Raw genomic sequence first — 17,543 nt, 5'->3', positions numbered from 1 at the left:
GGCTCTATCCCTCGACGAATTGGCCCCTAGGGTGGCATGCATGGCAGCGATTGGCAATCTGCGGCACCGGCCGGTCCGCCGACTGACCCAGCTCTTCGTGGGGCTGGCCCTGTACGGGATCAGCATGGCGCTGATGATCCGGTCCGGGCTGGGCCTCAACCCCTGGGACGTGTTCCACCAGGGGCTCTCCGAGCGCACCGGGCTCTCCTTCGGCACCGTGACCATCGCCGTCGGCGCGGTCGTCCTGCTGCTCTGGATCCCGCTGCGGCAGCGCCCCGGCCTCGGCACCGTCAGCAACGTGGTGGTCATCGGGCTGGTCGTGGACGCGACGCTCGCGCTGCTGCCGGCGGGCGGGCCGCTCTGGATCCGAATTGGACTGCTGATCACCGGGATCGTGGCCAACGGCGCGGCCACCGGCCTCTACCTCGGCGCCCGCCTCGGCGCCGGCCCGCGCGACGGCCTGATGACCGGCTACGTGGCCCGTCGGCCGAACCGCTCCATCCGGCTGGTGCGCACGGTGATCGAGATCACGGTCCTGGCCCTGGGGTTCCTGCTCGGTGGCACGGTCGGCCTCGGCACGGTGGCGTACGCGCTCGCCATCGGGCCGCTCGCCCAGCTCTTCGTACCGATGTTCGCCGTCGCGCAGCCCGGGGACGTCGGCGCCGGACGGGTGGCCGCGCAGCCGGCGGGCTGACCGCCACCGCCGGTCGACCACCTGCCGGCAGCACAGTGTTCGCCGGCGGGATGTGCGGCCGACGATCAAGTGTTTCCTTCCGCGATCCGGACCGGCATCATCTCTGCATGGGGGAGAACGGATGGCGCTGGAGCGATGCCTGGATCTTCGTGTCGTTGGTCATCGCGAGCGGCGCCGGTCGGCACCGCCGGTCCGCGTCCAGCCGGCGCCCCGAGGGCGTACGCCTGGCCGACGTGCTCTCCACCGCCGACCACCTGAACCGGGCGATCCCGCAACGGGTCGAGGTCGAGACGGCGGTGCGCCGGCTGCTGGGCGCCGGTCTGGTCAGCGTCAGCGACGGCTGGTTCCGGATCACCGCCGACGGTGAGCGGCTCTGGCGCAGCCGGCCCAGCGCCGGAGTGGCGACCACTGTAGACACCGTGCAGGGCGTGCTGGACCGGCGGCACACGCCGGGCAGCGCCGACTGGACGCTGGACGAGGCCGACCACGCGGCGGCCGTGCAGGAATACCTGGTGCGTTCGATCCCGAGCCCGCGCCGCTCGCCGGAGGGGCACCCGGACCGCCACTGAGCGTCCGGCCGGAGCGTCCCGGGCCGGAGGTCAGCGGACCGGTTGCCCGTCTCGGCGCAGCGCGTCCTTCACGTCGGCGACGGTCAGCTCACCGAAGTGGAAGACGCTCGCGGCGAGCACCGCGTCCGCGCCGGCGCCGATCGCCGGGGGAAAGTGCGCCGCCTGTCCGGCGCCACCGCTCGCCACCACCGGCACGTCCACCACGTGCCGGACCGCCCGGATCAGCTCCAGGTCGAACCCGGCCTTGGTGCCGTCGGCGTCCATCGAGTTGACCAGCAGCTCCCCGGCGCCCAGCTCGGCAGCCCGGCGGGCCCAGTCGACCGCGTCGATGCCGGTGCCCCGGCGGCCGCCGTGCGTGGTCACCTCGAACCCGCTGGCGGTGGCACCGCCCGGCGCGCGGCGTACGTCCAGCGAGAGCACCAGCACCTGCCGGCCGAACCGGTCGGCGATCTCGGCGATCAGCTCGGGCCGGGCGATCGCGGCGGTGTTGACTCCGACCTTGTCCGCGCCGGCGCGCAACAGGGTGTCCACGTCGGCGACGCTACGTACGCCGCCGCCGACGGTGAGCGGGATGAAGACGGATTCGGCGGTGCGCCGCACCACGTCGAGCATGGTGCCGCGATCGCTGCTCGACGCGGTGACGTCGAGGAAGGTCAGCTCGTCCGCGCCGGCCCGGTCGTACGCCGAGGCCAGTTCGACCGGGTCGCCGGCGTCCCGCAGGTCGACGAAGTTGACGCCCTTGACCACCCGCCCGGCGTCCACGTCCAGGCAGGGGATGACCCGTACCGCCACCGTCATGCCGCCGAGCCTATCCTTCCGCACCGGGCCGACCAGGCGCCGAGCGCGTCGCGGCGGCCACCAGCGGTGTGAACCCCACCACCGGCTGCGCCGGGAGGGGCCCCTTCGCCACCGGAAACAGCGGGAAGGGGCCCTTTCCTCACAGACGGACCAGCATCTTGCCGAGGTTCTCGCCGCGCAGCAGACCGAGGAACGCCGACGGGGCGTTCTCGATACCGTCCACGATCGTCTCGTCGTACGAGACGCGCCCCTCCCGCAGCCAGCCGGCCATCTCCTGGACGAACTGGTCGCGCAGGCCCTGATGGTCACCGGCCAGGAAGCCGCGCAGGGTGAGGCGCTTACCGATCACCTGCGCCAGGTTGCGTGGCGCGGCCGGCGGCGCCGTGTCGTTGTACTGGGAGATCATGCCGCAGACGGCCACTCGACCGTGCGGTCGCAGCGCCGAGATCGCGGCCTCCAGGTGGTCGCCGCCCACGTTGTCGAAGTAGACGTCGATTCCCTGCGGCGCGGCCGCCTTCAGCGACTCCCGGACCGGGCGGTCGTGGTAGTCGAACGCCGCATCGAAGCCGAGCGCGGTCAGCCGCTCGACCTTCGCGGGCGAGCCGGCGCTGCCGACGACCCGGGCGGCGCCGCGGAGCTTGGCGATCTGCCCGACCAGGCTGCCCACGGCGCCGGCCGCGGCGGAGACGAAGACCGTCTCTCCCGGCCGCATCCCGGCCACCTCCAGCAGCCCGGCGTACGCCGTCAGCCCCACCATGCCGAGCACACCGAGGTAGGCGCTCACCGGCGCCAGGTCCGGCTCGACCTTCCGGGCGGAGCGCGCGTCGACCAGCGCGTACTCGCGCCAGCCGAGCCCGTGCAGCACGGTGTCGCCGGGGGCGAAGCCGTCGGCCTCGCCGGCCACCACCTCACCGACCGCGCCGCCGTCCAGGGGCGCGTCGAGCGCGTACGGCGGCACGTACGACTTCGCGTCGTTCATCCGGCCGCGCATGTACGGGTCGACGGACATGTACCGGTTACGGACCAGGAGTTGCCCCGGCCCGGCCTTCGGCACCTCGGTCTCGACCAGCCGGAAGTTCTCCGCCGTCGGCCAGCCCTGCGGGCGGGACGCCAGGTGGATCTCCCGGTTCACCGTCGCGGTCACGCCGTGGCCCGGAGCCGGAGCGCGACCTCGACGTTGCCGCGGGTGGCGTTGGAGTAGGGGCAGACCTGGTGCGCCTGCGCCATCAGCTCCTCGGCGGCCACCCGCTCGACGGCGGGCAGGTCGACGACGAGCGCGACGGTCAGTCCGTAGCCGCCTGCGCCGTCCGGGCCGATGCCCACCTCGGCCTCGACGGCGGAGCCGGTCACGTCCACCTTCGTCCCGCGGGCCACGGCCCGCAGCGCGGAGTGGAAACAGGCCGCGTAGCCGGCGGCGAAGAGCTGCTCGGGGTTGGCTCCGCCACCGGCGCCGCCCATCTCCTTCGGGGGCACGAGGTCGAGGTCGAGGATGCCGTCGGCGGTCCGGACGTGTCCGCTGCGGCCGTCACCGGTGGAGGTGGCGGACGCGGTGTAGAGCACCTGCATGAGGGGTCACTGCTCCTTCTGTCGGTGGACGGTCTCGGTGACCCGGGTGAGGGTGTCGCGGAGGGCGACCAGCTCGGCCTCGGTGAGCCCGGTGGCCCGGGCGATCCGGAGCGGCACGTCCGCCACCCGTTGCCGAAGCGCCCGGCCGGCGTCGGTCAGCTCCACCTCGACCCGCCGCTCGTCGCGGGTCGACCGCCGCCGGACCACCAGGCCCGCCTCCTGCAGCCGCTTGAGCAGCGGGGAGAGGGTGCCGGAGTCGAGCCGCAGCTCGGCGCCGAGATCGGAGACGGTGCGGGGGTCGCCGTCGTGCTCCCAGAGCACCAGCAGTACGAGGTACTGCGGGTAGGTAAGCCCGACAGCGTCGAGGATGGGCCGGTAGACGTCGGTCACGGCCCGCGACGCCGCGTAGAGCGCGAAGCACACCTGGCGGCGCAACACCAGGTCATCGGTCACCCCAGAAAAGTAGCGCGCAACTAAATTGCGCGCAACCTTTCTGCTCGATCGGCGGCCACCGACCTGCCCCCGGCCGCGCCGTGGGTGGAACCGCCGCGCTCGACCTGTCCGTCCGCCAGGTTCAGATCCGGCCGGCCACCGTGCGCGCGATCCCCTCCAGCGGCTCGCGGTTCTCCTCCGGGTCGTTCAGCCGGACCAGACGCACCGCCACCCACAGCCCCGAACGGTTGACGAAGGCCGCCTCGAGGCTCACGTACGTCTCGTCACCGACGCCGGCCAACGGTCGCAGCTCGTGGCCGAGCTCCCGTTCGATGTCGAGGTACTTCTTCGCGCCGTCACCGACGAAGACCTCCACCTGGGCGGTCGGCCCGGTGACCGGGGCCGTGTAGGTGCACGACTCGCGCACCGGCACGGCGTCGTCCAGTTTGGTCCCGGCGAGTTCCTCCGCCTCCTTCTTGGTCACCAGGGTGCACGCGTCGACGGCGGCCGGCGCCTGCGTGGTGGGCGAGGGCTCGTCACTGCTGGCCGGCGCCTCGGGCAGCGGCGCCTCGACCGCCGCCGGTGGCACGTCGTCCCCGCCGGAACCGCAGCCGGCCACCGAGCCGACCAGCAGGGGCAGCAGACCGGCCAGCAGCAGGGCGGCCAGCCGTGGGCGGAGCTGTCTCATCAGGACCTCCAAGACGGTTCAGGCGGTGACGCGACATCAGCGGACCGGCCGGTCACGACGGGTCACCCGGCGCTGCCGTGCCCTCCGGCGCGACGATCCACTCGGCCGTGCCCAACCGGTCCACCCGCCACCCGGCGGCGGCGGCCACCGCGGCCACCGTCTCGGCGTCGGGCCCCTCGACCAGGGCGAGCACCACGTCGTCGGCCGGGATCCGCACGGCGCCCCGAAGCCGGGTCGTGCCGGTGGTCAGCGCACCGACCGGCTCGTCGGCGGACTCTCCCGGAACGCGGTCGTAGCGCTCGAGGACGAAGAGTCGAGTGGACATGCGTCGACGCTAGGCCCGCGTGCGGGCCGGGTAATCGGGCGTTTCCCTATCCTTCGACGGCCGACCCGCGGCAACACCCGCCGGCCGGAGCGAGCCGCCCGCCGCGGCACCGCGATCCGACGGTCGCGGCCACGCCGCTCACCCGTCGGTGCCGGTACCGCGGGCCATCGTGGCGCCCAACTCGGCGCGGCTGGTCACGCCGAGCTTCCGGTAGATCCGGGCCAGGTTGGCCTCGACCGTCTTCGGGCTGATGAAGAGCGTGTCGGCGATGACCCGGTTGGTCCGGCCGGCGGCCGCGAGGCGAGCCACCTCCAGCTCGGTGCCGGTGAGCTGGCGCGGCGCGACCCGCCCGCCGGTGCGCTCCGCCTCGGCGCGGGCACGGGCGGCCAACGCCGCCGCGCCGAGCGCGTCGAACTCGGCCGCGGCTCCGGTCAGCGCGTCGCGTGCCTCCCGCCGCCGGCGCATCCGCCGGTACGCGACGCCGGCCGCCAGCAGGCAGCGAGCCCGGTCCAGCGGGAGCACGTCGGCGGGTACGGCCGCGCGGGCGGCATCCAGCTCCACCAGCGCGTCGGACGGGTCACGCCCGAGCGCACCGTCGAGCAGCACCCGGCTGCGGGCCAGCCCCAGGGTGGTCCACGGCCGGGGCAGCCGCCGGTGCCGTACCGCCAGCCGCTCGAGGACCGCCTCGGCGGTGGCCAGGTCACCGGCCCCGACGCAGGCCTCCAACCAGTCCGGTTCGAAACGCTGGGCCAACGGCTCGACCAGCCCCAACTCGTCCACGGTGGCCGCCAGCAGGCCGAAGTGCCGGGCAGCCTCCGGCAGCCGCCCCCCGGTCAGCGCGGCGTAGCCGGCGAGCTGGGTGTGGATCCGGAGCCGCCACCGGTCGCCCAGCTCGTCGGCGCGGCCCAAGCCCTCCACGGCGATCCGGGTGGCCTCCTCCAGCCGTCCCCGGTATGCCAGCAACAGACCTTCCAGCCACTCCACCCCCGCCGAGTCGGCACCGTACTGCTCGCCCAGTTCGCGGGCCTCGGCGATGTGGGCGGCGGCGTCCGCCCAGCGGCCGGCGAGCAACTCGGTCTCGCCGAGGTGACACAGCAGCTCGTGCTGGGACGGCTCGTCGCCACGCCCGACCGCGCGGTTCAGCAACCGGTGCAGCCGTTCGCGGGCCCGGTCGTGCTCGTCCAGCCCTCTCCACCAGATCGCCGGCACGGTCCCGGCCAGCCAGGACGGCTCCTCGCCTTCCACCGCCAACGCCTGCTCCAGCAGCTCCGTCCGCGCGGTGAGACCCGCCCGTACCTCGTTGAAGAACAGGAGCATCAACGCCGCGGCGTACACCGGGCGATCGTCGGGGCTGCCCGCCAGCAGCGCGGCGGCGTGTTCCGCGTGCCGCCGAGCCGGGTCCGGCGCGTCCTCGAACATGCCGAGGTGTGCGTGGATGCGCCCGGCCAGCGCCGTGTCGGGCGGGGCGGCGGCCAACGCGCGTTCGGCGATCGCCATGATCTTCTCGGGCGATTCGTCCGCACTCCAGCCGATCACGGCCCGCAGCAGCAGCGCCTCACCCCGCGCCGGCCCGGTCAGCTCCTCGGCCGCCTGTTCGGCCGCGACGCGGGCCGCGACGTAGTCGCCACTGTCGTACCTGCACTGCGCGGCGGCCAGTCGCCACCGGGCGTGCTCCGCGACGGTCTCCGGCGGGCCGAGACGCGCTGCCGTGTCGTACAACCCCGCGGCGATCTCCGGGGCGCCCCGAGCCTGCTGGCGGGCGGCGGCGGCGGCGATCTCCGCCGCCGCCTCCGGAGCCGGCGCGCTCGTGCACCGCGCCAGTTGCCGGGCTCGCTCGTCCGGGTCCCGCGCGGTGTCGGCGAGCAGCCGGTGCAGGCGTCGACGCACCCCCGTGGGCACGTCGGCGCGGACCGCGGCGGCGTAGACCGGGTGCGCGAAGCTCACCTCCTCCCCGGCCACGGCCACCAGCCCCGCCTCCTCCGCGGGATCGAAATCGGCGGCGGCCACCCCGGCCCGGGCCAGCCCGTCCAGAGTCGGTACGCCGGAGAGCGCGGCGAGCCGGATCGCGTGCCGGGTCGGCGGCGGCAGGGCGGCCAGCCGGTCGGCGATCAGGTGCCGCAGCGACGGCGCGGCCGGTAGGTCCGCACCCGGGGCCGGCTGTTGTGGCAGCCGCAGCACCGCCCGGGCCAACTCGATGGCGAGCAGTGGATTGCCGCCGGACTCCTCGGCGATGCGGACCAGCAGCGGCCGGGGCATGGCGGTGCCGGTCGCCGCGCGCAGCACGTGGTGGAGCGCGCCCACGCCGAGCGGTCCGACGGTGACCCGGTCCAGCAACGAGCCGGTGGCGCCGTGATCGAGGCCGAGCGGCGCGGGCGTGACCTGCGGTCGATCTGATCGCGCGGTGACCAGCACGGCGATCCTCGGCACCACGCGGCGCAACGCGAACCGCAGCGCCCGCTCGCTCGGCGGGTCCAGCCACGGCGCGTCGTCCACCGCCACCAGCACGCGGGGCCGTTCCGGCCCGGCGGCCACCTCGAGCAACGCCCGGGTGGCCGCGGCCACCGCCCGCTCGTCCACCGGCTCGGTCACCTCGCCGGAGAGCAGCACCCCGGCCAGGGCCGTGCGTTGCGGCGGCGGCAACTCCGCCGCGCGGTCGGCGAGGGGTGCGAGCACGTCGGCCAGCGCGGCGAAGGGCAGCGCGCGCTCCGCCTCCGTCGGCGCACAGCACAACAGCAGCCAGCCGTCCCCGGCGGCGGCGTCGAGCAGCGACCGGTGCACCGCCGTCTTGCCGATGCCGGCCGGTCCCTCCAGGAGCACCGGCCGGCCGTCGTCCAGGGACCGCCGGGCCTGGCCCAGCACCCCGTCCCGGCCGATGATCACCCCACCCACCCGGTCAGTCTCCCAGCCGGTGGGCGGGCCGGTCGAGCACCGCGCGGGTCGTGCGGTGTCGTCCGCACGGCTGTGCCCGCAGCGGACGCCGCAGGGTTACCCGACGGTCTCTCCGGCGGCGGCCAGCGTCTCCAACGCCTGCGCCACGGTGAACGCGCCCGCGTAGAGCGCCTTGCCGGCGATCACGCCCTCCACCCCGATCGGCTCGAGCACCGCCAGCGCGCGCAGATCGTCCAGCGTGGAGACACCACCGGAGGCGATCACCGGCGCGTCGGTTCGGGCACAGACCTCCCGCAGCAGCTCCAGGTTCGGCCCGCGCATCGTGCCGTCCTTGGTGATGTCGGTGACCACGTACCGCGCGGCACCTGCCTTGTCGAGCCGCTCCAGCACCTCGAAGAGGTCGCCGCCGTCACGGGTCCAGCCACGGGCGGAGAGCGTACGACCACGAACGTCCAACCCGATCGCGACCCGGTCGCCGTACTCGCCGACGATCCGGTCGCACCAGGCCGGATCCTCCAACGCGGCGGTGCCGATGTTGACCCGGGCCGCTCCGGTGCCCAGCGCGGCGAGCAGCGACTCGTCGTCGCGGATGCCGCCGGAGAGCTCGACCTTGACGTCGAGCTGGCGGACCACCTCGGCGAGCAGGTGGGCATTGGACCCGCGGCCGAACGCGGCGTCGAGGTCGACCAGGTGGATCCACTCCGCACCGTCGCGTTGCCAGGCCAGCGCCGCCTCCAGCGGGTCGCCGTAGCTGGTCTCGCTGCCGGCGGCCCCCTGCACGAGGCGGACGGCCCGACCGTCGGCGACGTCCACGGCGGGCAACAGGGTGAGGCTCAACGTCTTCTCCTAGCGTCAGGTACGACGGTCCAGGGCGATCACCACGATCGCCGGCAGTACGAGCAGCAGCAGCACGACCAGCGCGATGCGCAGCGCCAGGTCGTCCACGAGGGCCCAGATCAGGATCAGCGACGCCAGGGTGAGCAGCACGATCCCGGCGCGCTCGGTACGGCTGTGCCGGGCCAGGCGGCCGGCGCTTCGCCGACGCAACTGCGGCGTGAGCCGGCGTACCAGCATGCGCCGACGTTCCCGGCGGGCCACCCGACGCCGGCGTACCGCCCGTTCCCGGGCCAGCTCGGCCTCGCGCGCCTCCCGGCGGCGGGCACGTTCCTTGCTCACCCCGCACCCCGCCCGGCCGCGGCGGACGTCGGCTCGACCGCGCTCACAGCGTGGCCAGCCAGTTGCGCAGCAGCACGGCCCCGGTGTCGGCCGACTTCTCCGGGTGGAACTGGGCGGCGGAGAGCGGGCCCCGCTCGACGGCCGCCACGAAGTCGGTGCCGTGGTGGGCGGTGGTGACCGTGGCGCCGGCCGAGGCCAGCGCGCCCGGCTCGGTGACCGCGTACGAGTGGACGAAGTAGAACCGGCTCTCCGGCGGCAGGCCGGTGAAGAGCGCCGACGACGCGGCCGGACGGACGGTGTTCCAGCCCATGTGCGGCAGCCGGGTCGCCGGAAGCTTCGTCACTGCGCCGGGCAGCAGCCCGAGCCCCTTGGTGACCACGCCGTGCTCCTCGCCGTGCTCGAAGAGCACCTGCATCCCGACGCAGATGCCGAGCACCGGGCGGCCGGCGGCCACCCGGTCGGCGATGACCGGGCCGGCGCCGAGCCCCTCGATACCGGCCATGCACGCCGCGAACGCGCCGACGCCGGGGACCACCAATCCGGCCGCGGCCGAGGCGGCCGACAGGTCGTCGGTCACCCGTACCGTCGCCCCGGCGGCGGCCAGGGCGCGTTCGGCCGACCGGAGGTTGCCCGACCCGTAGTCGAGCACCACCACGTCCGGGCCACTCACTGGCCCGCCCCCGGCAGCAACCACAACACTCCGCCCGCCGTGGCGAGCACCGCGAGCACGGCGGTCAGCAGCACCGCGCTCCGCGGCGCGCCCTGCCGGTGCAGCGACCAGACGCCGCCCACCAGCACGCCGGCCAGCACCAGCATCAGGATCGGCAGGACCGCGTTCACCGCAGCCACCCGCCCGTACGCCGCCGCGCCACGTTCCGCACGCTCATCAGAGCGCCCCCTTCGTGCTCGGTACCGCCCCGGCCGACCGGGGGTCGATGGCCGTGGCCTCGCGCAACGCCCGCGCCACCGCCTTGAACTGCGCCTCCACCACGTGGTGCGCGTCCGGGTGTCCGCCGGGCCGGGCCGCGCGCAACACGTCCACGTGCAGCGTGATCCGCGCCGCCTGGCCGAAGGACTCCCAGATGTGCCGGGTCATGCTGGTCGGGTAGACCGGACCGATGTAGGGCGCGAGCGCCGGCTCGTCGTGCAGCACGTACGGCCGGCCGGAGAGGTCGACCGCGGCCCGGACCAGCACCTCGTCCATCGGCACGGTGGCTGAGCCGTACCGCCGGATGCCGGCCTTGTCGCCCAGCGCCCGGTCGAGTGCCGCGCCGAGAGCGAGCGCGGTGTCCTCCATGGTGTGGTGCGCGTCGATCTCGAGGTCACCGACCGTGTGCACGGTCAGGTCGAAGCCCCCGTGCCGGGCGATCTGGTTGAGCATGTGGTCGTAGAAGCCGACGCCGGTCTCGATGTCGGCCTTGCCGGTGCCGTCGAGCTCGATCTCGACGAGGACCTTGGTCTCCTTGGTGATCCGCTCGACCCGTGCGGTGCGGCTCATTGCTCGCCTCTCGGTCGCGGGGCTGACGCGCCCACTACAGCTTGTCCATGGCGGTGAGGAAGGCATCGGTCTCGCCGGGCGTGCCCGCGGTGACCCGCAGCCATCCGGGCAGCCCGACGTCCCGGACCAGCACGCCCTGGTCCAGCAGCGCACGCCAGGCCACGGTCTGGTCGCCGCCGACGGCGAAGAGCACGAAGTTGGCGTCGCTGTCGGCGACCCGCAGGCCGCGGGCGCGCAACTCGGCGACGATCCGGTCGCGCTGCTCCTTGATGGCCGTCACCGTGCCGAGCAGGGCGTCGCGGTGGGCCAGCGCCGCGCGAGCCGCCGCCTGGGTGAGCGCCGAGAGGTGGTACGGCAGCCGGACCAGCTGCACCGCCTGTACCACCGCCGGATCGGCGGCGAGGTAACCCAGCCGGCCGCCGGCGAACCCGAACGCCTTGCTCATCGTCCGGGTCACCACCAACCGGGGGTGGTCGGGCAGCACCGCGAGGGCGCTCACCGTGCCGGGGCGGGCGAACTCGGCGTACGCCTCGTCGACGATCACCATCCCCGGCGCCGCGTCGAGCACCGCGCCGATCACCGCCGGGTCGAGCGCTGTGCCGGTGGGGTTGTTCGGGGAGCAGAGGAAGACCACGTCCGGGGCGTGCTCGCGGATCTGCGCCACCGCGTCCTCGGCGGTCAGCCCGAAATCGGCGCCGCGCCGCGCGGGCACCCAGCGGGTGCCGGTGCCGAGCGCGAGCAGCGGATGCATCGAGTACGCCGGAACGAAGCCGAGCGCGCTGCGCCCCGGCCCGCCGAACGCCTGGAGCAGCTGCTGCTGGACCTCGTTGGAGCCGTTGGCCGCCCAGACCTGTTCGACGGTGAGCCCGTGACCCAGGTAGCCCGCCAGGTCGGCGCGGAGCGCCACCGCGTCGCGGTCCGGGTAGCGGTTGAGGTCGCGCAGCTCGGCGGCGAGCGCCTTGCCGATCGCCTCGACCACCGGCTCGGGCACCGGGTAGGAGTTCTCGTTGGTGTTCAGCCGCACCGGCACGTCCAGCTGCGGCGCTCCGTACGGCGTGCGTCCGCGCAGGTCGTCGCGGATCGGCAGGTCGTCGAGGGTGGTCACGCCACCACCCCGCGCCGCACGGCGGTCCGCGGCGGGGCGGCCGGCCGGCCGGTCACGACAGCGCCCCGGGGAAGCGGGCGCGGACCGCCTGGCCGTGCGCCGGCAGGTCCTCCACCGTCGCCAGGGTGACCACGTGCGGGGCGACCTCACGCAACGCGTCCTGCGAATACTCGACCAGGTGGATGCCGCGCAGGAAGGACTGCACCGACAGGCCGGAGGAGTGCCGGGCGCAGCCACCCGTGGGGAGCACGTGGTTGGAGCCGGCGCAGTAGTCGCCGAGCGACACCGGCGACCACGAGCCCACGAAGATCGCGCCGGCGTTGCGTACCCGCAGCGCCCACTCGCGGGCGTCCCGAGTCTGGATCTCCAGGTGCTCGGCGGCGTACGCGTCGACCACCCGCAGCCCGGCGTCGAGGTCGTCGACGAGCACCACGCCGCTCTGCTCGCCGGTCAGCGCGGTGGTGACCCGCTCCGCGTGCTTGGTCGCCGGCACCTGCCGGGCCAGTTCCCGCTCGACCGCCTCGACCAGCCCGACCGACGGCGTGACCAGGACGCTGGCCGCGAGGGGATCGTGCTCGGCCTGACTGATCAGGTCGGCGGCCACGTGCGCCGGGTCGGCGCTGTCGTCGGCCAGGATGGCGATCTCGGTCGGACCCGCCTCGGCGTCGATGCCGACCACGCCGCGCAGCAGCCGCTTGGCGGCGGTGACCCAGATGTTGCCCGGACCGGTGATCATGTCGACCGGCTCGCAGCGTGCGCTCCCCCCGGCGTCCACGCTCGCCCCGTACGCGAGCATCGCCACCGCCTGGGCGCCGCCGACGGCGTAGACCTCGTCCACGCCGAGCAGCGCGCACGCGGCGAGCACCCGCGGATCGGGCAGGCCGGCGTTGTCCTTCTGCGGGGGGCTCACCACCACCAGCGAGCGGACCCCGGCCTCCTGGGCGGGCACCACGTTCATGACGACCGTCGACGGATACATCGCGAGGCCGCCGGGGACGTAGAGGCCGACCCGCTCGACCGGCACCCAGCGCTCGGTCACCGTGCCGCCCGGCACCACCTGGGTGGTGTGGTCGGTACGCCGCTGGTCGGCGTGCACCCGGCGGGCGCGGCGGATCGACTCCAGCAGCGCGGCGCGTACCTCCGGATCGAGGCTGCCCTCCGCCGCGGCGATCACCTCGGCGGGCACCCGCAGCACCTCGGGGCTGATCCCGTCGAAGCGTTCGCTCGCCTCCCGGATCGCCGCGTAGCCATGCTCCCGGACCGCCTCCACGACCGGCCGGATCCGCTCGACGGCGACCGACACGTCGAGTTGGGCACGGGGCAGGAGGCGGCGCGGATCAGGGACGCCGCCGCGCAGGTCGATCCGATTCAACACCCTTGCGAGTCTAGGCGGCCGGTCAGCGGGTCGACCGGCAGCGCCCGTACGGCGGGACGGTGAGCCGGGACACGCCGCCGACGGCGGATCGGGCTAGGCTCGACGGCGTGACTGCGCGGTTGCCGGTGTTCCCGTTGGGGACGGTGCTCTTCCCCGGTCTGGTTCTTCCGCTGCACATCTTCGAGGAGCGCTACCGCGCCCTGGTCCGGCATCTGGTGGAGCTGCCCGAGGGCGCTCCGCGCGAGTTCGGCGTGGTGGCGATCCAGGCCGGCTGGGAGGTCGCCGCGACCGCGCCCGACGGCCGGCCGCTGCCCGGCGGCGGCGAGGTGACCCTGCACGAGGTGGGCTGCACCGCCGAGCTGCGGCAGGTCACCGAACTCCCCGACGGCGGCTTCGACATCGTCACGGTCGGCCGGCGCCGCTTCCGGATCGCGGAGGTGGACCGGGGTGCGGCCCCCTACCTGACCGCCGAGGTGGAGTGGCTCCCCGAGCCGGGCGGCGCCGACGAGGCCGCCGAGCTGCTGGCCGCCCGGGTGATCTCCGTGTTCCGGCAGTACCTCGGGTTGATCCGCCCAGACCAGCAGGACCTCTCCGAGCAGCTCCCGGAGGATCCGACGGTGCTGTCCCACCTGGTCGCCGCCACGGCCGCGCTCACCGTCGAGGATCGGCAGCGGCTGCTCGCCATCGACGACACCGCGGCCCGGCTCCGCGCCGAGCTGCGGCTGCTCAACCGCGAGGCGGCTCTGCTGCGCCAGGTGCGGGCGGTTCCGGTGCCGTTGGGGGAGCTGGCGTCGCCGCCGACACCCAACTGAGCGCGGCCGGGTCGGGCTGCGGCTCGGGGCGCAGCGACGGCCAGCGGGACCAGCCGGCGAGCAGGGTGTACGTGACGGCCGCGCCGAACGCGGGCAGCAGCAGGTTGCCGTGCGGCACGGGCAGCACGCCGAAGAGCCAGTCGATCCCGCCGGCTCGCAGGTCGGCCGGTTTGCTGAAGGCCTGCCCCTCCGGTGCGGTGGCCAGCAGCCGGTCGAACTCGGCCAGCCCGAAGCGCCGTCCCACCTGCCAGGCCACCACCGCGGCGGCGAAGGCGCCGAGCACGGCGCTGGCCAGCCCGACCGGCCCGCGCCGCCGGCGCAGTACGAACCAGAGCGCCACTGCGGCGAGCACACCGAAGCCGAGCCCGAGCAGGCTGAACCAGCCGTCCGCCGCGATCGGCTGCTCCGGCTGCGGCTCGGCGTAGACGGCGCCCAGCGTTGCCTTGATCACCGGGGTGCCCGGGGCGACCGCCGCCCAGAGCAGCCCGAGCGGCGCGCCGAGCACCGCCAGCGCCAGTCCCGCGCCGACGGCGCCCGCCCAGGCCCGCCGCGGCGTGTCGGTCACCGCGGCCGGATCGGACCCGGCGGCCGGACGGGCCGACGTGCCGCCGGTCGCCGGCACCGCCTGCCCGGTACCGGGCTGGGGGCCGATCGGGTCGGCCCCGGGGGTCGGCCGAGCGGCGGTCGACGCCGGGCCGCCACCGGTGGTGGGGTTGACGGCCGGCGCCTGTCGGGGGGTCTGCGCGGCGTGCGGGTCCGCGCCCGCGGGGTCTCCGGGGCGCGGGTCGGCTCCGGTTACGGCCGGGTCGGCGTGCTCGGGCTCGTCGGGGTGGACGACGGGACGTTCGGGGTCGGGGGTGTCCGGACTCACCCGATGATCCTCTCAGGCGGGCGAACCGGTGGGGGCGCCGGTGGCGGCAGTCCCCCTCACCGGGCGAACGGCTCCAGCATGACCGCGGCGGCGCGCAGCCAGGCCTGACGGGTCTCCGGTTGGAGCTGGGCGTACTCGATCGAGGATCCGGTCTCCAGCGCCGGGTCGTACGGCACCACGGCGACGGCGCGGGTCCGGCTGGCGAAGTGGCGCTCCAGGTCGTCCTGCAGCTGGGAGCGACCCGGGGTCGGGCAGGAGATGAGGGTGACCGCGTTCTCGGCCAGTTCACCCATGCCGACCTCGTGCAGCAGGTCGAGCATCCAGTCCGCGCTGAACGCCGCGTCCTCCCGCGGCACGGTGGTGACCACGAGCTGGTCGGCCGCCTGCATCACGGTGCGCCAGTTGGGACTTTCCACGTTGTTGCCGGTGTCCACACAGACCACCTCGTGGGTACGCCGCAGCAGCTCCAGCACCCGCCGCACGGTGAACTGGTCGAGCCGCTGGGCGAATCGCGGGCTCTCCTCCCCCGCCAGCACGTCGTACGAGCCGTCGGAGGCGTGCCGCAGGAAGTCGTCGAGGCGGTCGAGCAGCGTGTCCCCCTCGAGGATCTCGATCTGCGCGAGTTCCGTGATCAGGTGTCGGATGGTCCGGGCGTGGCGGGCGCTGCCGGCTCGCAGTCCCAGCGTGCCGCGCAGCTCGTTGTCGTCCCAGGCCAGTACGCCCCGCCCCCGCACGCTGCCGACGGTGGCCGCGGCGAGCACGGTGGCTGTCGTCTTGTGCACCCCGCCCTTCGGGTTGGCGAAGGCGATGACCCGTGGCGAGCCGAACTCGCGGCGCAGTACCGCTCTGGCCCGTTCCACCTCCGGGTCGGGTGCCGGTGGCCGCCACTCGGCCCGCGCCGTGTAGGCCCGATCGGCGACCGCCGGTGGCGGCGCGAGCGCCGAAGACACGGGTGGGGGCGGGACGGGGGCCGGCGGGGCGGGGGCCGGTGGGGCGGGGGCCAGCGGGGTCGCGTAACCCGCCTCCGGGCGGTAGCCGTTCTCGAGCAGGGCGTAACGGGATTCCGCCGGCCGCGGCTCGGACCGGTAGCCGTTGTCGAGCAGCGAGTATCGCGACTCGGGCGGTTCCGGTCGCCGCTGCTCCGGCACCCGGTGCGCCGGCTCGCCCGGATGTCCGGCGTCCGGCCGGTACGCCGGCTCCCCCGGATGTCCGGGATCCGGGCGGTACGCCGGCTCCGCCCGGTACGACGGATCGACGCGGTAGGTCCCCTCCGCCCGGTAGCCGGGATCCGCGCCGTACGTCCGCTCACCGGACTGGCCGCCGTACGTCCGCTCGGGCTGGCCCCCGGCGGGCGCCCGCCCGGCGTAGCCGCTCTGGGCGGCTCGTCGCGGCAACGGCTCCGGCGGGCCGAGCGGATCCGGCGGCGTGAGCGGCCTGGGCGGCGGCAGTGGGTCCTCGACCCGCCGGTCGGGCTCGGGCTGTTCAGCCCCTCTGCCGGCCAGGCGGGCGCGGTCGAGCAGCGCCCGCCACCGCGGCGCTGGTTCGGCCGGCCGGCCCCAGCCGGTCTCGCTGCCCTCCACGGCTCGCCCTCCCCAGCGCGATCGATCTCCGCCCGACAGGCTACGAACCAAACCCTATTCGGAACACACCGCCCCGCGCACGTTCCCGCGGCATGATCATGATTCGATCGGCCGCACCGTCTGCGCACCGGACTCGTCGGGCTGCTCAGCGGAGCCGTCGAGCTGCTCACCGGAGCCGTCGGGCTGCTCACCGGAGCCCTCGGGCGAGGTGGTGACCGTCGGCGGCGGAGCCGAGGACCGCTTCTGCTCCGGCGTGGGTGACGGTTCGGTGACGGTGGGCGTCGGCTCCGACGACTCGCGCGCCGTCGGGCCGGGCGACACCGCCGACGGGCTTTGCGGGGACGGGGTGGTCTGCTCGGGCAGCGCGGCGTCGGCCGGCGGACGGACCACGTCGCGCTGTTCGGGCAGCGGCGGAGTGAACACCGTCCGGTCCAGCCGACGCACCTCCGGCGCCGGATCGACCGCCCGGACGGCGCGTCGGGACGCCACGGCACGGAGCGTCGCCGGCTGTGCCCGCACCACCGCCGCGTACACGCAGGCGCACCCGGCGCGGTAGGCGTTCGCCTCCGCGGCGGCCACCTCGGCGCCGCTGACGTACACCTGGCGCAACTCGGCGTCGTCGGTCGTCGCGGCGGCCCGCGCCCGGTAGTCGGCGGCCTCGCGCTCCTTGCGGTCAGCCAGCTCGGTCATCGCGGCGACCACGTCGTCGGGGACTCGTTGCGCCGGTATCCGGACGATCTCGGTCTGCCGGCCGGGCAGCGGCACCCGCCCGAACACCGCCGAGACCGACACGTCGCGGAACACCGCGTCCAGGCCCTGCGGGGCCAGGTAGTTGTCCAGGGAGACCAACGCGTACGTGCCGTCGGCGGGAGCCGCGGAGGGTGAGGGCAGCGCGGCCAGGTCGGCGGCCGCCGCCCGCAGGTAGCCCGGCACGGAGTCGCCGTCGACCACGCCGACCCGGGTCACCTCGCCGACGGTCGAATCCCCGACCGGGCCGTCGTCGGCGGCCCAGACGGCGGCGAGCAGCACCGCCGTCACCGACAGCAGCGCCGTGCCGGTGAGCACCCGTGACCGGGACGAGGTCTCGCCGAGCCGTGCCACCATCCGGCCCAGCAGCGGCAGGAGTCGCTGGTCGATCTGGCGCAGCAGGTCGCCGGCACGCACG

General features: G+C 74.9%; 20 protein-coding genes. 3 read left to right on the top strand and 17 right to left on the bottom strand.

Features of this window, described 5'->3' with window-relative positions; genetic code table 11:
- Positions 1-40: 40 nt before the first annotated feature.
- Together AB0F98_RS14205 and AB0F98_RS14200 are read left to right on the top strand one after the other, a co-directional pair.
- On the top strand, positions 41-694 hold the full coding sequence (locus AB0F98_RS14205) for a hypothetical protein (RefSeq protein ID WP_357734064.1): 654 nt from the start codon (positions 41-43) through the stop codon (positions 692-694).
- A gap of 107 nt (positions 695-801) precedes the next feature.
- A complete protein-coding gene (locus AB0F98_RS14200) occupies positions 802-1,263 on the top strand; it encodes a hypothetical protein (RefSeq protein ID WP_357734061.1) in 462 nt (153 codons plus the stop codon).
- Between the two features lie 30 nt (positions 1,264-1,293).
- Here AB0F98_RS14200 and hisF read toward each other — a convergent pair whose 3' ends face one another.
- The 14 genes from hisF to hisD all read right to left on the bottom strand — a co-directional run bounded on the left by hisF (position 1,294) and on the right by hisD (position 13,115).
- Positions 1,294-2,061, bottom strand: coding sequence for an imidazole glycerol phosphate synthase subunit HisF (gene hisF, locus AB0F98_RS14195; protein ID WP_357734058.1), 768 nt, complete (start codon positions 2,059-2,061; stop codon positions 1,294-1,296).
- 139 nt (positions 2,062-2,200) lie between these two features.
- On the bottom strand, positions 2,201-3,205 hold the full coding sequence (locus AB0F98_RS14190; protein WP_357734055.1) for an NADP-dependent oxidoreductase: 1,005 nt from the start codon (positions 3,203-3,205) through the stop codon (positions 2,201-2,203).
- Positions 3,202-3,627 (bottom strand): organic hydroperoxide resistance protein, encoded by a 426-nt coding sequence (locus tag AB0F98_RS14185; RefSeq protein WP_357734052.1) that lies wholly within the window; start codon positions 3,625-3,627, stop codon positions 3,202-3,204. The genes AB0F98_RS14190 and AB0F98_RS14185 overlap by 4 nt, the downstream gene beginning before the upstream one ends.
- A gap of 6 nt (positions 3,628-3,633) precedes the next feature.
- Positions 3,634-4,080 carry a MarR family transcriptional regulator gene (locus tag AB0F98_RS14180; protein WP_357734048.1) on the bottom strand — a complete coding sequence of 149 codons (447 nt, stop codon included), beginning with the start codon at positions 4,078-4,080 and terminating at the stop codon, positions 3,634-3,636.
- 121 nt (positions 4,081-4,201) lie between these two features.
- Positions 4,202-4,747: a hypothetical protein gene (locus AB0F98_RS14175; RefSeq protein WP_357734044.1), complete on the bottom strand. Its 546-nt coding sequence runs from the start codon at positions 4,745-4,747 to the stop codon at positions 4,202-4,204.
- Positions 4,748-4,799: 52 nt separating this feature from the next.
- Entirely contained in the window at positions 4,800-5,072 is a 273-nt protein-coding gene (locus tag AB0F98_RS14170; protein WP_357734041.1) for a hypothetical protein, read from the bottom strand.
- 138 nt (positions 5,073-5,210) lie between these two features.
- Entirely contained in the window at positions 5,211-7,961 is a 2,751-nt protein-coding gene (locus AB0F98_RS14165; RefSeq protein WP_357734038.1) for a LuxR C-terminal-related transcriptional regulator, read from the bottom strand.
- Between the two features lie 96 nt (positions 7,962-8,057).
- Positions 8,058-8,798, bottom strand: a complete 741-nt coding sequence (gene priA / locus AB0F98_RS14160; RefSeq protein ID WP_357734035.1) for a bifunctional 1-(5-phosphoribosyl)-5-((5-phosphoribosylamino)methylideneamino)imidazole-4-carboxamide isomerase/phosphoribosylanthranilate isomerase PriA — start codon at positions 8,796-8,798, stop codon at positions 8,058-8,060.
- 15 nt (positions 8,799-8,813) lie between these two features.
- On the bottom strand, positions 8,814-9,137 hold the full coding sequence (locus AB0F98_RS14155; protein ID WP_357734032.1) for a hypothetical protein: 324 nt from the start codon (positions 9,135-9,137) through the stop codon (positions 8,814-8,816).
- A 43-nt stretch (positions 9,138-9,180) separates the two neighbouring features.
- Positions 9,181-9,807 (bottom strand): imidazole glycerol phosphate synthase subunit HisH, encoded by a 627-nt coding sequence (gene hisH / locus AB0F98_RS14150; protein ID WP_357734029.1) that lies wholly within the window; start codon positions 9,805-9,807, stop codon positions 9,181-9,183.
- A complete protein-coding gene (locus AB0F98_RS14145) occupies positions 9,804-9,977 on the bottom strand; it encodes a hypothetical protein (protein WP_357734026.1) in 174 nt (57 codons plus the stop codon). Before AB0F98_RS14145 ends, hisH begins: the two co-directional genes overlap by 4 nt.
- 46 nt (positions 9,978-10,023) lie before the next feature.
- Positions 10,024-10,635, bottom strand: coding sequence for an imidazoleglycerol-phosphate dehydratase HisB (hisB, locus tag AB0F98_RS14140; protein WP_350790621.1), 612 nt, complete (start codon positions 10,633-10,635; stop codon positions 10,024-10,026).
- A gap of 34 nt (positions 10,636-10,669) precedes the next feature.
- Positions 10,670-11,740, bottom strand: coding sequence for a histidinol-phosphate transaminase (locus AB0F98_RS14135; RefSeq protein ID WP_357734022.1), 1,071 nt, complete (start codon positions 11,738-11,740; stop codon positions 10,670-10,672).
- Between the two features lie 52 nt (positions 11,741-11,792).
- Entirely contained in the window at positions 11,793-13,115 is a 1,323-nt protein-coding gene (gene hisD, locus AB0F98_RS14130) for a histidinol dehydrogenase (RefSeq protein ID WP_357734019.1), read from the bottom strand.
- Between the two features lie 107 nt (positions 13,116-13,222).
- Here hisD and AB0F98_RS14125 point away from each other — a divergent pair, with 107 nt between their 5' ends.
- Entirely contained in the window at positions 13,223-13,927 is a 705-nt protein-coding gene (locus tag AB0F98_RS14125; protein ID WP_357734016.1) for an LON peptidase substrate-binding domain-containing protein, read from the top strand.
- Here the strand turns inward: AB0F98_RS14125 and AB0F98_RS14120 are convergent.
- The 3 genes from AB0F98_RS14120 to AB0F98_RS14110 all read right to left on the bottom strand — a co-directional run bounded on the left by AB0F98_RS14120 (position 13,842) and on the right by AB0F98_RS14110 (position 17,542).
- The gene (locus AB0F98_RS14120) at positions 13,842-14,798 is read right to left on the bottom strand and encodes a DUF2567 domain-containing protein (protein ID WP_357734013.1); all 957 of its coding nucleotides are present in this window, start codon (positions 14,796-14,798) and stop codon (positions 13,842-13,844) included. The genes AB0F98_RS14125 and AB0F98_RS14120 overlap by 86 nt on opposite strands.
- A gap of 56 nt (positions 14,799-14,854) precedes the next feature.
- Positions 14,855-16,378, bottom strand: a complete 1,524-nt coding sequence (locus AB0F98_RS14115) for an AAA family ATPase (protein WP_357734010.1) — start codon at positions 16,376-16,378, stop codon at positions 14,855-14,857.
- A gap of 96 nt (positions 16,379-16,474) precedes the next feature.
- Positions 16,475-17,542, bottom strand: a complete 1,068-nt coding sequence (locus AB0F98_RS14110) for a hypothetical protein (RefSeq protein WP_357734007.1) — start codon at positions 17,540-17,542, stop codon at positions 16,475-16,477.
- Between the last annotated feature and the right edge of the window lies 1 nt (position 17,543).

This window comes from Micromonospora sp. NPDC023737 (assembly GCF_040639715.1).
In the GTDB taxonomy this organism is placed as follows: Bacteria; Actinomycetota; Actinomycetes; order Mycobacteriales; family Micromonosporaceae; genus Micromonospora.
The sequence above is the reverse complement of the archived record's forward strand: the minus strand, read 5'-3'. Positions and strand labels throughout refer to the sequence as shown.

What these genes read in the sequence shown, in the direction of transcription:
- AB0F98_RS14205 (WP_357734064.1), top strand. Translation starts at nt 41, where the DNA reads ATGGCAGCGATTGGCAATCTGCGGCACCGGCCGGTCCGCCGACTGACC.
- AB0F98_RS14200 (WP_357734061.1), top strand. Translation starts at nt 802, where the DNA reads ATGGGGGAGAACGGATGGCGCTGGAGCGATGCCTGGATCTTCGTGTCG.
- hisF (WP_357734058.1), bottom strand. Translation starts at nt 2,061, where the DNA reads ATGACGGTGGCGGTACGGGTCATCCCCTGCCTGGACGTGGACGCCGGG.
- AB0F98_RS14185 (WP_357734052.1), bottom strand. Translation starts at nt 3,627, where the DNA reads ATGCAGGTGCTCTACACCGCGTCCGCCACCTCCACCGGTGACGGCCGC.
- AB0F98_RS14175 (WP_357734044.1), bottom strand. Translation starts at nt 4,747, where the DNA reads ATGAGACAGCTCCGCCCACGGCTGGCCGCCCTGCTGCTGGCCGGTCTG.
- AB0F98_RS14170 (WP_357734041.1), bottom strand. Translation starts at nt 5,072, where the DNA reads ATGTCCACTCGACTCTTCGTCCTCGAGCGCTACGACCGCGTTCCGGGA.
- hisB (WP_350790621.1), bottom strand. Translation starts at nt 10,635, where the DNA reads ATGAGCCGCACCGCACGGGTCGAGCGGATCACCAAGGAGACCAAGGTC.